Annotated in this window: 15 protein-coding genes; all 15 read left to right on the top strand. The window is 46.1% G+C overall.

Features of this window, described 5'->3' with window-relative positions; translation table 11 throughout:
• Nucleotides 1-3: 3 nt before the first annotated feature.
• The gene (gene fliM, locus KNP88_RS01555; protein ID WP_088837358.1) at nt 4-987 is read left to right on the top strand and encodes a flagellar motor switch protein FliM; all 984 of its coding nucleotides are present in this window, start codon (nt 4-6) and stop codon (nt 985-987) included.
• 1 nt (nt 988) lies between these two features.
• Entirely contained in the window at nt 989-2,137 is a 1,149-nt protein-coding gene (gene fliY / locus KNP88_RS01550; protein ID WP_214892035.1) for a flagellar motor switch phosphatase FliY, read from the top strand.
• A gap of 12 nt (nt 2,138-2,149) precedes the next feature.
• Nucleotides 2,150-2,515, top strand: a complete 366-nt coding sequence (locus KNP88_RS01545) for a response regulator (RefSeq protein ID WP_029330789.1) — start codon at nt 2,150-2,152, stop codon at nt 2,513-2,515.
• Nucleotides 2,516-2,580: 65 nt separating this feature from the next.
• A complete protein-coding gene (locus KNP88_RS01540) occupies nt 2,581-3,003 on the top strand; it encodes a flagellar biosynthetic protein FliO (RefSeq protein ID WP_353048406.1) in 423 nt (140 codons plus the stop codon).
• Nucleotides 3,000-3,668 (top strand): flagellar type III secretion system pore protein FliP, encoded by a 669-nt coding sequence (fliP, locus tag KNP88_RS01535; protein ID WP_029330785.1) that lies wholly within the window; start codon nt 3,000-3,002, stop codon nt 3,666-3,668. Before KNP88_RS01540 ends, fliP begins: the two co-directional genes overlap by 4 nt.
• A gap of 11 nt (nt 3,669-3,679) precedes the next feature.
• Entirely contained in the window at nt 3,680-3,952 is a 273-nt protein-coding gene (fliQ, locus tag KNP88_RS01530) for a flagellar biosynthesis protein FliQ (protein WP_012370733.1), read from the top strand.
• Nucleotides 3,949-4,716, top strand: a complete 768-nt coding sequence (fliR, locus tag KNP88_RS01525) for a flagellar biosynthetic protein FliR (RefSeq protein WP_214892033.1) — start codon at nt 3,949-3,951, stop codon at nt 4,714-4,716. The genes fliQ and fliR overlap by 4 nt, the downstream gene beginning before the upstream one ends.
• A 1-nt stretch (nt 4,717) precedes the next feature.
• A complete protein-coding gene (flhB, locus tag KNP88_RS01520; protein ID WP_214892031.1) occupies nt 4,718-5,809 on the top strand; it encodes a flagellar biosynthesis protein FlhB in 1,092 nt (363 codons plus the stop codon).
• Nucleotides 5,810-5,823: 14 nt separating this feature from the next.
• Nucleotides 5,824-7,848, top strand: coding sequence for a flagellar biosynthesis protein FlhA (gene flhA / locus KNP88_RS01515; protein WP_029330780.1), 2,025 nt, complete (start codon nt 5,824-5,826; stop codon nt 7,846-7,848).
• 3 nt (nt 7,849-7,851) lie between these two features.
• Entirely contained in the window at nt 7,852-8,898 is a 1,047-nt protein-coding gene (locus KNP88_RS01510; protein WP_088837355.1) for a flagellar biosynthesis protein FlhF, read from the top strand.
• A complete protein-coding gene (locus KNP88_RS01505) occupies nt 8,898-9,749 on the top strand; it encodes a MinD/ParA family protein (protein ID WP_034800809.1) in 852 nt (283 codons plus the stop codon). Before KNP88_RS01510 ends, KNP88_RS01505 begins: the two co-directional genes overlap by 1 nt.
• Nucleotides 9,750-9,770: 21 nt before the next feature.
• Nucleotides 9,771-11,768 carry a chemotaxis protein CheA gene (locus tag KNP88_RS01500; protein ID WP_214765134.1) on the top strand — a complete coding sequence of 666 codons (1,998 nt, stop codon included), beginning with the start codon at nt 9,771-9,773 and terminating at the stop codon, nt 11,766-11,768.
• Nucleotides 11,769-11,779: 11 nt separating this feature from the next.
• The gene (locus KNP88_RS01495; RefSeq protein WP_029330774.1) at nt 11,780-12,208 is read left to right on the top strand and encodes a chemotaxis protein CheW; all 429 of its coding nucleotides are present in this window, start codon (nt 11,780-11,782) and stop codon (nt 12,206-12,208) included.
• Nucleotides 12,201-12,809, top strand: a complete 609-nt coding sequence (locus KNP88_RS01490; protein WP_029330772.1) for a chemotaxis protein CheC — start codon at nt 12,201-12,203, stop codon at nt 12,807-12,809. Before KNP88_RS01495 ends, KNP88_RS01490 begins: the two co-directional genes overlap by 8 nt.
• Entirely contained in the window at nt 12,802-13,284 is a 483-nt protein-coding gene (locus KNP88_RS01485) for a chemotaxis protein CheD (RefSeq protein ID WP_029330771.1), read from the top strand. Before KNP88_RS01490 ends, KNP88_RS01485 begins: the two co-directional genes overlap by 8 nt.
• Nucleotides 13,285-13,294 lie beyond the last annotated feature (10 nt).

Below are 13,294 nucleotides of genomic sequence, written 5' to 3'. Positions count from 1 at the left end.
AGCATGAGCGAAGTATTATCACAACATGAAATTGACGCCTTGCTATCAGCCATTTCGAGCGGAGATATGGAAGTCGAGGAGATACGAAGTCAAGAAGAGGAACGGCGTGTCAAAGTATATGATTTCAAACGGGCACTTCGTTTCTCAAAAGATCAAATGCGGAACTTGACTCGAATTCATGAGCAATTCGCACGTGTACTGACAACACACTTTTCAGCGCAGCTGAGAACGTACGTCCAGTTCACGGTCAATACGGTCGAACAGTTGCCATACGATGAATTCATCCATTCCATTCCGAACATGACCTTAATCAATCTAGTTAACCTGAAACCGCTTGATGGTAAAGTTATCTTTGAAGTCAACCCGAACATCGCCTATGCAATGCTCGATCGTCTCCTCGGTGGTCCTGGCGAAGGGATGAATAAGATTGAAAATTTGACTGAAATCGAGACACGCATTTTGACACAATTGTTTAAGCGGGCATTCGTACAATATGGCGAAGCTTGGGAGTCAATCACAGAACTAGAAGCAGAGTATGACGATTTAGAAATCAATCCGCAATTCCTTCAACTCGTTTCGCCGAATGAGACGGTAATCCTCGTCTCGATTTATGTGACGGTTGGAGAAGTCAGTGGGACGCTCAATGTCTGTCTTCCGTTCGTCACACTCGAACCGATCATTCCGAAGCTATCGAGTCATTTTTGGATGCAACAAGAAAAACGTAAAGCGGTCGATAACCAAGAATCTGAACAGATGCAAACTCAGTTGATGGGGTCAATCGTCGATTTAAAAGCTGTGCTCGGCCAAACGGAATTGTCGTTTGGAGAATTGTTACACCTCGAGGTAGGCGACTGCCTGTCCCTGAAGACACGTACATCCGACCCGGTTGAATTGTTTGTTGATGATCGGAAAATGTTCAAAGCGCGACCTGGTCTGAATGGGAAGCATCTCGCTTTACAAGTCATACAACGAATTGAGGAGGAATAACATGAGCGATATGCTTTCGCAAGATGAAATCGATGCGTTATTACGCGGGACCCCGTCGGATGATGAGCCGACTGATACAAGTTCGGACGATGGATTAGAAGAATTAGACGAGATGGAAATTGATGCCTTAGGTGAAGTAGGGAATATTTCACTCGGGAATTCAGCAACAGCGTTATCTGCATTACTCAACCAGAAGGTCGAGATCACGACGCCACATGTGCGGATGATCACGATGGAAGAATTACGCAGTCGCTATCCGATCCCGCACGTTGCTTTGCGCGTCGGGTACACAGAAGGCTTCAAAGGTGAAAACGTCTTAATCTTGACGCAACGTGACGCATCTGTCATCGCGAACTTGATGATGGGCGGCGACGGGATGGTCGAGGAAGACCATGAAATGGAGCCAATCGCCCTTTCTGCCGTTCAAGAAGCGATGAACCAAATGATGGGAGCAGCGGCGACGTCGATGTCAACGGTCTTCTCGATGCGAATCGATATTTCGCCACCAGCCGTTGAAATTTTCGACTTTTCGCAAGAGAAAAGTATTGTCGACAGCTTTTCTTTATGGGAAAGCATGGTCATCATCGAATTCGATTTAAAAATCGGGACGTTGATCGATTCGAAAATCGTTCAGCTTGCACCACTCGAATTTTCAAAGCAGTTGATTCAGAAATTATTCAGCGCAAGTACGACGACGACTGAAGAAGCAAAAGGTGCGACGCATGAACCGGTTCAACCGTCGCCACAAGTAGCACCGCAACAAACGCAACAAACGCAACAAATGCCACAGCAGGAACAACGTTATGAAACGCCTGTTGCACCGAAGAAAGAACCGGTAGGTGTCAGCCCGGTCCAGTTTGGTCAATTTGAAGAAGTGCAACAAGAAGGCGTACCGGGTAACATCGGGATGTTGTATGATGTACCACTGAATGTAACCGTCGAACTCGGCAGAACACGTCGCTCTGTACGCGACATATTGGAATTGACACAAGGTTCAATCATCGAACTCGATAAGTTGGCTGGAGAGCCGGTTGATGTTTTTGTCAACAATACATTGATTGCGACAGGTGAAGTCGTAGTCATTGAAGAAAACTTTGGAGTACGAATTACAGAAATCGTAAATACAAAAGAACGTCTTCGGATGTTCTAAGGAGGAAATAAGATGAGTGCAAAAGTATTGATCGTAGATGATGCAGCTTTCATGCGAATGATGATTAAGGAAATTTTATCGAAGAATGGATATGACGTCGTCGGTGAAGCAGAAAATGGTCGCGAAGCCGTAGCGAAATACAAAGAATTAACACCGGATCTCGTCACGCTCGATATCACGATGCCAGAAATGGACGGCATTTCAGCACTAAAAGAAATCAAAGCCTTTAACCCAGCAGCAAAAGTCATCATGTGTTCGGCAATGGGACAACAGTCGATGGTTATCGATGCGATTCAAGCCGGTGCAAAAGACTTCATCGTTAAACCGTTCCAAGCAGACCGTGTGCTTGAAGCCGTTTCGAAAACTGTTTCGTCATGAAAAGACTGACCTTTTTGACCTGTCTCCTGTTGTTCCTGCTCTCAGCACAAGTTGGGGCAGAAACAGTGGAAGAGAATTTGAATCCATCTAAGAAGAGTGAACCAACAACTCAACAGGTCGATGGGTCGTCGACGATTGTGACGGTCATTAAAGTCATCGTCACGCTCGTGGTCTTAATCGGGGGATTTCTCCTGGCTGTCCGATTAATCAATGATCGGACGCGAGGTGTCCGCCAATCCAATCAACTTTCCCATCTCGGAGGTGTGCCGCTCGGAAAAGATCGATCGGTGCAACTCGTACGCGTCCACGATAAAGTTTACGTCGTCGGTGTCGGGCAAAACATTGAGCTACTCGACACGCTCGAAGCGGATACGGAATGGTCGACTGAAGAGTTGCATGACATGAAACAGTCGACGAGCGAATCGCCTTTCTTGGAGTCGTTCAAGCAACAACTTGATCAATTCCAGAAGAAACGAGGTCGTTCATGACAACGATTGAAAGTCTGATTTCTTTAGACACACCATCAGGAACAGCGACATCAGTTAAGTTACTTGTCTTGTTGACTTTATTATCCTTAGCACCCTCGTTATTGATTTTGATGACATGTTTTACGCGCGTTGTCGTCGTCTTATCCTTTGTACGCTCGGCGCTCGGGACGCAACAGACTCCACCGAACCAGTTGCTAGTCGGTCTTGCCTTATTCATTACATTATTCGTCATGTCACCGGTGCTGACGGAACTCAACACGACGGCACTTCAACCATACATGGGTGAAAAAATTAGTCAGGACGAAGCGTTTGATCGAGCAGGTGGGACGATGAAACGTTTTATGTCAAAACATACACGTACCAATGACTTAGAATTATTTTTGAAGTATGGAAATTACGACAAGCCGGAAAAAGTCGAAGACATTCCGCTTGTCGCGTTAGTTCCTGCTTACGCCATCAGTGAGTTGAAAACGGCTTTTCAGATTGGGTTCATGATTTTCATTCCATTTCTCGTCATCGACATGGTCGTCTCGAGTGTGTTGATGTCGATGGGGATGATGATGTTACCGCCTGTCATGATTGCTTTACCGTTTAAATTATTACTATTCATCCTCGTCGATGGTTGGCATTTAATTGTCGAGTCATTGCTTGTCAGCATGAAGTAGGGAGGAACGATATGACGCAGGAAATGATTATTCAACTAGCGAGTTCGGCCGTCTGGACCTTGTTAAAGGTATCGGCACCGCTCTTGCTCGTCTCACTCGTTGTTGGTCTGCTCGTCAGTATTTTACAAGCGACGACGCAAATTCAAGAGCAGACCCTCTCGTTCGTCCCGAAAATCGTTGCTGTATTTTTAGCACTCGTCTTTTTCGGACCATGGATCATGGAAGAATTAAAAACGTTTACGATTGAAATCTTTAAACAGATTGCTGAGGTTTCAAGGAAATGACGTTATTGTCTTTTGTCAGCGTATTTTTACTCGTATTTGGTCGCATCGTCGGATTTTTGGTCGCGGCACCGTTGTTTTCATCAAAACAATTGCCGGCCCAACATAAATTAGCCTTAGCTGCCGGTCTTGCCTATTTTGCGAGCTATGCCGTCAAAACGACCGTTGAAGTCGATGATTTCAATTTTTTCTTTCGGATGGGTACGGAAGTCATCGTTGGATTATCGCTTGGCTTGTTAGCTAGCTTCCTTTTATTTGCCCCACAAATCGCCGGTTCCATCATCGATTTACAGATGGGACTCGCGATGGCATCAGCTTATGATCCGATGTTCGGTGGTCAGTCACCAATCATTGGCCGGTTTTATTACATGTTGACACTACTCGTGTTACTTGCCTCCGACATGCATTTGATTTTACTCGATGGCATTTACACCAGTTTTCAAATCTTTCCACCCGGCAGTTCGATTGCAGTTTCAGGGGAGGCGGGTATGAGTCTTGTCGTTCGAGTCATTGGTCTGGCGATGTTAACGGCACTTCAAATGGCGATGCCGCTCATCGTGTCCTTGTTCCTGGTCGATCTTGCACTTGGATTTTTAGCAAAGACAGCACCGCAATTCAATATTTTTGCGATTGGTTTTTCAGTCAAATTACTAATGGGCTATGCGATTTTATTTTTACTTGCCGGTTCGACGATTACCGGGATTTCAAAGTTCATTCCGCTACTGCAAGACGTTTTAGCGGATGCCATTCGATTACTGGGAGGTTGAGATGAATACATATCGTTTAAAACTCGACCTCCAGTACTTCGCTGGTGAAAAAACAGAGAAAGCCTCACCGCGTAAGCGGGATGATTCGAGAAAAAAAGGGCAAGTCGCAAAATCTGCTGATTTAACGAGTAGTTTAATGTTATTCGCGATGTTCCTCGTCTTGTTTTTCTTTGGACCGTTTCTCGGCAAACGTTTCGTCTTGGTTTTAGAAAATGGATTGAGTGCAAGGACCGTCCTTGTTGCAGTAGAAGAAGGGCGTGTCGAGCAGATATTAATTGAGATGTTAGGGCAAATGGCGATTCTCGTCGCCCCGTTTTTTTTAACGGCTGTCACCATCGGGATTTTAGGAAACTTCGTCCAGATTGGTGCTTTACTCAGTGCAGAATCGATTCAACCAAAGTTAGATCGAATCAATCCACTCCAAGGGATCAAACGCATCGTCAGTATGAAAGCACTGATCGAATTTTTAAAGTCTGTTTTTAAGTTACTTGTCATCGGGATGACGAGCGGGACGATCTTATGGAACAACAAGGTCGAAATCTCACGCTTGACGTCTGAGCCGATTGGAGATGCGTTAGCCATCATTGGTCATTTGACCTTCTTACTGGGTCTCTCGGTCAGCATCGCGTTGATTGCACTTGCCGTTTTAGATTTTGCCTATCAAAAGTTTGATTTCGAAAAATCGATTCGGATGAGTAAACAGGACTTAAAAGACGAACATAAGAACACGGAGGGTGACCCTCAAATCAAAGGTAAAATCAAACAGCAACAACGGGAGATGGCGATGCGGCGGATGATGCAAGAAATACCGAATGCAGACGTCGTCATTACGAACCCGACCCACTATGCAGTTGCCATTCAATACGATGATGGAAAACACGCGGCACCAATCGTCGTCGCAAAAGGTGTGGATGCTGTCGCATTCCGTATTCGGGAGAAGGCGACAGCAGCTGACATCCCGATCATCGAAAACCGTCCGCTCGCGCGGGCCTTGTTCGCAAAATCAGAGATAGGTATGGCAGTGGATGAATCATTTTATCAGGCACTCGCTGAAACACTCGCCTTTGTCTACCAAATGAAACAAGCAAAATGAAAGGATGAAGCATCATGACTATTTCAACAAGAGATCTTTCCGTACTGCTAGGCGTCATCATGATCGTCTTCATGCTGGTCATTCCACTGCCAGGCTTTTTACTCGACTTTTTAATCATCATCAACATCTTGATTGCTTTGATGGTCTTACTCGTTTCGATGAATGCCAAAGAAGCATTGGAATTTTCAGTTTTCCCAACTTTATTGTTAATCGTCACCCTGTTTCGTCTCGCATTAAATGTCTCGACGACCCGCTCGATTCTCTCGAACGGGAATGGGGGCGAAGTGATTGAAGCATTTGGGAGCTTCGTCGTCGGCGGGAACGCACTCGTCGGGTTCGTCGTCTTCTTGATTCTCGTCTTGATCCAGTTTCTCGTCATTACAAAGGGGTCGGAACGGGTTTCGGAAGTATCGGCCCGATTTACACTGGATGCGATGCCAGGGAAACAGATGGCGATTGATGCCGATTTGAACTCCGGCATGATTGATGAACTCCAGGCACGGACACGCCGGCAAAAAATTCAATCCGAAGCCGACTTTTACGGGGCGATGGATGGGGCGTCAAAGTTTGTAAAAGGAGACGCAATCGCCGGCATCATCATCGTCATCATTAACTTGATTTTCGGGATGGTCATCGGAGTCGTCCAACAAGGGTTACCGATGACAGAATCAATCAACTTATATACGCTCTTGACAGTCGGAGATGGATTAGTCAGTCAGATTCCAGCGCTGTTGATTTCTGTCGCAACCGGGATTATCGTCACACGCTCGACGTCGGACGGCAATCTAGGTGAAGACATCATCGGTCAGTTAACGCGGACGCCATTGCTCGTCATGATTGGTGCAGGCGCGATTTTCCTACTTGGTCTGTTCACGGCGATTCCAGACTACGTGACAATTCCTGTCGCAGCAGCAGCCGGCTTCTTTGCTTGGCAACTGAGACGGACGCCAAAAGCGACCACGGAAGAAGTCGCCGTCGAAGAAGAATCGACGGAAAACCTACGCTCAAGTGAATCGGTCATTTCGCTTTTAAATGTCGATACGATTGAGTTTGAATTCGGTTATGGATTGATTCCACTTGCTGACGAAGCACAAGGTGGCGATTTACTCGACCGTGTCGTCATGATTCGTCGCCAGTTAGCATTGGAACTTGGTTTCGTCCTCCCGACCGTTCGGATTCGCGACCACTTACAACTCCCGCCGAATCATTATCGGATTAAGATTCGCGGCAGTGAGATGGCGACGGGAGAACTCTTGCTCGATCATTATTTAGCAATGAGTCCCGGAGTCGATGATCCTGAAATCCAAGGCATCGAAACGGTCGAACCAGCATTTGGAATGCCGGCGCTTTGGATTGATGAAAAGACGAGAAGTCGGGCAGAAATGTCTGGTTATACGGTCGTCGATCCACCATCGGTCGTCGCAACGCATTTAACGGAGCTGCTTAAAAAACATGCTGCAGACTTGCTGGGACGAGAAGAGACGAAGCAACTCGTTGATCACTTGAAAGAAACACATCCAATTTTAGTCGATGAAGTCACGCCGCAACTCTTAACGATTGGAGAACTGCAAAAAGTCTTCGTTCAATTACTAAAAGAAAAAATATCGATTCGCAATTTGCCATTGATTTTTGAAACACTAGCTGATTATGCGGCCGTGACGAAAGATAGCGAATTGCTTGCTGAATACGTCCGCCAAGCCTTATCACGGCAAATTACGGAACAGGTGCTGCAAGGGGATGTCTTACACGTCGTGACGGTATCGAGTGAAATGGAAATCGATATTCAGTCCGCGATTCAAAAAACAGAGTTCGGAAATTATCTTGCGCTTGACCCGGAAAAAGCGACACGGTTCATCGAGTCGTTTAATGAACTGTCGTCAGAGTTCGAACGTTACGGAGTACAACCGATCATCTTGGCTTCACCAAGCATTCGGATGTTTGTTCGTCAGTTGACGGAGCGCTATTTCCCAGATGTACCTGTCCTGTCATACAACGAATTAATTCCGACGATTGAAGTCAAGAGCATTGGGGTGATTTAACACATGATGGTTAAAAAAATTATTGCAAATTCAGTCAGTGAAGCAATGGAACTTGTCAAACGTGATTTAGGCGAAGAGGCGATTATTTTAAACACACGACATATCAAAGTGGGTGGACTCTTCGGATTGTTTGCACAAAAAAAGGTCGAACTCGTTGCTTCTGTTGACGAACATCCAATCATTCATGAAAAAGATGTCCAGCAACCGGCTCCTAAACGGACCCCGCAGCTTAAGAAAACGATTGAAATGCCAGTCCCGAAAATCATTTCGTTTTCCTCTCGCCGTTTACCGGAAGAGTTAGGGGCATATGAAGCGATTTTGTCCGAACCGGCTTTACAGGCACGGGTGGAGCAATTGCACGACGTTTTGTTATCGACGTATTACAAAACAGACGATCTTGAACAAGTTCAACAAGCGTTCGCCCAAACGATTGAACATGAGTTACAAGTAACGACCGTGACATCACGTTACGTGATGTTGACAGGACCGACAGGGGTCGGCAAGACGACGACAATCGCTAAACTTGCTGCTTACTACCGATTGACGGAAGGTAAGACGGTTGGATTGATTACAACGGATACGTACCGGATTTCGGCAATCGAACAGTTGCAAACCTATGCTGAAATCATCGATGTTCCGCTACATATCGCCTACGATTTAGCAGAGTTTGAACGAGCGAAAGAACAATTAGCAGATTGTGACATCGTTTTGATTGATACAGCTGGACGGAACTTCTTGGACGCAGGTTATATCACACAGCTTGAATCACGTCATGATTTTTCAAATACGGATGTTTTTCTTGTTTTAAGCTTAACGGCAAAATACCGGGACTTAGAGCAGATTAGACGACGTTTTGAACAAGTTCCACTCAACGGGTTTATCTTTACGAAAGCAGATGAAACGACGGAGTTTTGGTCCATCTACGGTCTAGCCGTCGAAGCGAAGCTGCCGGTGCTCTGCATCACGACGGGTCAAGAAGTACCAGAAGATATCACGTGGGTCGATCAATCCGACATGTCTCGAATGATTGTAGAAAGAGGGGGCAGGTGATGCGAGATGATCAAGCGCGTGTTTTACGTTCAAAAGTGTCAGTCAAAGAAACAAAAACGATTGCGATCGTCAGTGGTAAAGGGGGCGTTGGAAAAACGAACGTCGCCGTAAACTTGGGTGTCGCCTTATCGCTTCAAGAAAAACGTGTCCTCATCATCGATCTTGATATCGGGATGGCGAACGTCGGGGTGCTGTTAGGAAAATCATCGAAGACGTCGCTCATGGATTGTGTCAAGCGTCGTGAATCCTTGGCAGATGCAGTGGTTGAAGTTTCACCAACCTTACATTTCATCCATGGTGGAAGTGGTTTTACTGAATTAACGAATTTAACGGATCCGGATGTTGCGTTCATGATGAAAGAATTTCGTTTTTTCTATGAATACGACTTTGTCATCCTCGACCTGGGTGCTGGAGCAACACACCAGACATTCGATTTCATTAGTAGTGCCGATGAAGCCTGGCTCGTTGTTACACCAGAGCCAACATCGATCATGGATGGTTATGCGTTCGTTAAATTGTCGCACCATCATGCAACGGAGTTACCGATCGGGGTCATCGTCAATCGTGCGATGAACGGTGAAGAGGCACTCGAAACATTTGATCGTCTCGAACTGGTCAGTAAACAATTTTTGAACAAACCTTTACGATTCGCTGGGTTTTTACCAGATGACCCAACAGTCGTCAGAGCCGTCAAAGCACAAAAACCGTTCTATCTTTTTGATCGGACGAGTGATGTTAGCTGGCGACTCGATCATATTACCACCGCATTAACAGGTCTTCGCGTGCAGGAACGGAAATTTTTAGATCGATTGGTAAGTCGCTTGAAAAATCGAAACAATCGTGTGCGCTAATCATGAAGGAGGGTATCACCAATGGATTTAAATGAATATTTAGGATTGTTTCTAGACGAATCGATTGAACATTTGCAAGCTATCAATTCAAGTCTGCTCATTTTTGAACAGCGTCTCGATGATGAAGCCGTCATCGATCAGATTTTCCGCTCTGCCCATACATTAAAAGGAATGTCCGGTACGATGGGGTACGATGCCATCGCGGATTTAACACACGAAATGGAGAGTGCGCTTGACTTAGTGCGCTCAAAGACGCAACCTGCTACACCAGAGCTGATTGATGTTTTGTTCATCGCGGCGGAACAACTCGAAACGATGGTTGAGGACATCAGTCAAGGTGGAACCGGAAAGCTCGACGTGAAAGAAACGGTCGTACGATTAAAACGATTCATTCAAGCAGAAGAAACTGCTGTAGAGACGACTGAAGAAGCGACGGCTGTGGCGACGAAACGTAATTTTGAATGTGATGTCTATTCAGAGTCTGTCGTTAAACAATCGATTGCGTCCGGTTACCATGCATACGTCATCACGGTCGAACTATCGGCAGATGTCATTTTAAAAGCGGCGCGTGTCTACATGGTGTTCGACCGTCTTCAAAGTCTAGGCGATGTCATCCTTTCGAATCCGACTTCAGATGAATTAGAGCAAGAACAATTCGAAACAAGTTTCGATGTCTTGTTCGTCACGATGAAATCAGAGGAAGAAGTGACTGAAGGCATCCAGTCAGTGTCGGAAGTGGCACACGTCTCGATTCAGCCTTTTGAAACAACGATAGAAGCCGAAGTTGCGACATCCACGTTAGTTGAACCTAAATCAACAGTCGAGTCAGAAACGAAAGTCGTCAGCGAAACAACAGACGTAACAGCACCAGTCGCCTCGAAAACGATTCGTGTCAACTTGGAACGAATTGACCGTTTGATGAACTTATTCGAAGAATTCATCATTGATCGTGGTCGTTTAGAACGAATTGCTGCCGAAGTCGGTTCATCTGAATTGACGGAAACCGTCGAACGCATTAAACGCGGCACGAATGAATTACAATCGCTGGTCTTGACGTTACGCATGATGCCGATTGAACAGGTCTTCAATCGTTTCCCACGGATGGTCCGATCGGTTTCAAAAGATGTCGGTAAAAATATTAAATTGCATATCACGGGTGCAGAGACGGAGCTTGATCGAACAGTGATTGACGAGATTGGTGATCCCCTCGTTCACTTAATCCGTAATGCCGTCGATCATGGCATTGAAAGCAAGACGGATCGAATTTTGGCCGGGAAACCAGTCGAAGGCAATCTGTCGTTACGTGCTTATCATTCTGGAAACCGGGTCTTCATTGAGATTGAAGATGACGGGGCAGGAATCAACCATGAGCGGGTCACGCGGATTGCGATTGAGAAAGAGTTGCTAACGGAAGAAGAAGCTGCTGTCTTAACACCGGAAGAAGCGTCGATGCTACTATTTGCACCAGGCTTCTCAACGGCAGAAACAGTAACCGACTTGTCGGGACGTGGCGTAGGTCTTGACGTCGTCAAATCGAAGATTGAGTCGCTCGGTGGCGAAGTTTTCGTCGAGACGAAACGTGGCGAAGGGACAATCTTTAGAATCAGTCTTCCATTGACGCTCTCAATCATTTCCGCGATGCTTGTTGAGCTCGGTCAAGAAACGTATGCGATTCCGCTGACGGCAATCATCGAAACGACATCGCTTCGACAAGATGCCATCTTACAAGCGCATCGTGAAAAGGTGTTTGATTTCCGTGGACAACTCGTTCCATTGATTTCGTTGAATGAAGTGTATGGTCTTCCACAAGTAGAAGCAGAAGCCTACTCAGTTGTCGTCGTTCGAAGTGGTGAAAAATTAGCCGGATTGATGGTCACTGAATTAATTGGTCAACAGGAAATCGTCATGAAGCCGCTCGGAAGTTATTTGGAAGGAATTCGCGCGATTTCTGGCGCGACGATTCTTGGGGACGGTCAAGTCGCGTTAATCATCGATAGCAATGCACTGCTACGAAAGTGAGGGAATAGATAATGGAACAAAAATGGGTCGTTTTTCAACTGGAACAAAATGCTTACGGGATTGATGTTCAATCGGTCCGCTCCATCGAACGCGTGATTCCGATTACACGAATCCCGAACGCTGCACCTTACGTAAAAGGCGTCATCAATTTGCGCGGGGTCGTGACACCGGTGATTGACTTACGGACGCGTCTTGGTTTTGAGGAAATCGAAGGAACGGAAGAAACACGAATCATCATCGCGACGCTCGAACATGGAGATGCTGGGTTCATCGTCGATCGGGCGAATGAAGTCGTTGAAGCAATCGATGTCCGGATTGAACCGTTGACTGATCAAAAACAAGAAGAAACCAATTATTTGACAGCAATCGCTAAAGGGGAAGATCAATTGTTCTCCTTACTTGAGCCGAACCGTTTATTCGAGGACATCGTTCATGCTTAATCGGATGGAACAGGACATTTTCAAGGAAGTCGGAAACATCGGGGCAGCGCATGCAGCTACGGCATTATCGACACTTCTTGGACAGCCTGTTGAAATTGAAGTACCGTCAGCAGAACTCGAACACTTTTCGACGATTATTGATCGTGTAGGCGGAGCGGAAGCTTACACTGCTGGAGCCTTACTTCGCTTTACAGGAGATATCAAGGCGTCTCTACTCTTTTTGATGCCGCTCCAAGATGCGGAAAAACTGATTTCTCAGTTGATGCAACAGCCGTTTCAGTTTTTTTCGGAACATCATGCAATCGGTGTTTCCGCTTGGGAAGAAATCGGCAATATCTTAATCGGCGCTTACGCTCGCGCGATTTCTGACTGGCTGGATTTATCCGTTCATGTGACGGTTCCTGCCTCCGCTTTTGATATGGTTGGAGCAATTTTGGAAGTTGCCTTACTTGAGTCGACAAAATTTGGTAACATGGCAGTATACATCGATACGCGTCTTTCAAGTTTAGGCAACGACTTAAACGGTCATTTATTATTATTGCCAGAAGCAGATGCTTTTGCAGCGGTCTTTCAACGATTGGGTGTGGAAGTTGATGGATGAAGTCATTCGGATTGGAATAGCGGAATATGCCGTTAGTCGAAAACCGGTCGTCCTTCGTACTGCAGGATTAGGTTCCTGTGTCGGCGTCATCATTTATGATCAAGAACGTGGTCTATCGAGCATGGCACACGTCATGCTCCCAGACTCGGCAATCAGTCGCGATATCACCGTTGAAGTCGGGAAATTCGCAGATACTGCAGTAACTGAGCTTGTAAAGCGCTTACGACAAGGTGGCGCGATTCGGTTACGGGCAAAGATTGCCGGGGGAGCGCAAATGTTTCAATTCAAATATGAACATGAATCGATGCGTATCGGTGAACGGAACATCGCTGCTGTTAAAGCAGCATTGCAACAAGCGAAAATCCCACTCGTCGCGGAAGATGTTGGTGGAACGAACGGTCGGACGATCGAGTTCCATTCAAGCTCTGGTCGTCTCGTCATTCGGACGGTCAACGTCGGAACGCTGGAAATTTAGAGGAGGAATG

It is taken from the genome of Exiguobacterium sp. H66, from assembly GCF_018618705.1.
GTDB classification, from domain to species: Bacteria; Bacillota; Bacilli; order Exiguobacteriales; family Exiguobacteriaceae; genus Exiguobacterium_A; species Exiguobacterium_A oxidotolerans.
The sequence above is the reverse complement of the archived record's forward strand: the minus strand, read 5'-3'. Positions and strand labels throughout refer to the sequence as shown.

Excerpts from the sequence above, each read along its gene's own strand:
- fliY (WP_214892035.1), top strand. The coding sequence starts at position 989 with ATGAGCGATATGCTTTCGCAAGATGAAATCGATGCGTTATTACGCGGG.
- KNP88_RS01545 (WP_029330789.1), top strand. The coding sequence starts at position 2,150 with ATGAGTGCAAAAGTATTGATCGTAGATGATGCAGCTTTCATGCGAATG.
- flhA (WP_029330780.1), top strand. The coding sequence starts at position 5,824 with ATGACTATTTCAACAAGAGATCTTTCCGTACTGCTAGGCGTCATCATG.
- flhB (WP_214892031.1), top strand. The coding sequence starts at position 4,718 with ATGAATACATATCGTTTAAAACTCGACCTCCAGTACTTCGCTGGTGAA.
- fliQ (WP_012370733.1), top strand. The coding sequence starts at position 3,680 with ATGACGCAGGAAATGATTATTCAACTAGCGAGTTCGGCCGTCTGGACC.
- KNP88_RS01500 (WP_214765134.1), top strand. The coding sequence starts at position 9,771 with ATGGATTTAAATGAATATTTAGGATTGTTTCTAGACGAATCGATTGAA.
- KNP88_RS01485 (WP_029330771.1), top strand. The coding sequence starts at position 12,802 with ATGGATGAAGTCATTCGGATTGGAATAGCGGAATATGCCGTTAGTCGA.
- KNP88_RS01505 (WP_034800809.1), top strand. The coding sequence starts at position 8,898 with ATGCGAGATGATCAAGCGCGTGTTTTACGTTCAAAAGTGTCAGTCAAA.
- KNP88_RS01495 (WP_029330774.1), top strand. The coding sequence starts at position 11,780 with ATGGAACAAAAATGGGTCGTTTTTCAACTGGAACAAAATGCTTACGGG.
- fliM (WP_088837358.1), top strand. The coding sequence starts at position 4 with ATGAGCGAAGTATTATCACAACATGAAATTGACGCCTTGCTATCAGCC.
- fliP (WP_029330785.1), top strand. The coding sequence starts at position 3,000 with ATGACAACGATTGAAAGTCTGATTTCTTTAGACACACCATCAGGAACA.
- fliR (WP_214892033.1), top strand. The coding sequence starts at position 3,949 with ATGACGTTATTGTCTTTTGTCAGCGTATTTTTACTCGTATTTGGTCGC.
- KNP88_RS01510 (WP_088837355.1), top strand. The coding sequence starts at position 7,852 with ATGATGGTTAAAAAAATTATTGCAAATTCAGTCAGTGAAGCAATGGAA.
- KNP88_RS01490 (WP_029330772.1), top strand. The coding sequence starts at position 12,201 with ATGCTTAATCGGATGGAACAGGACATTTTCAAGGAAGTCGGAAACATC.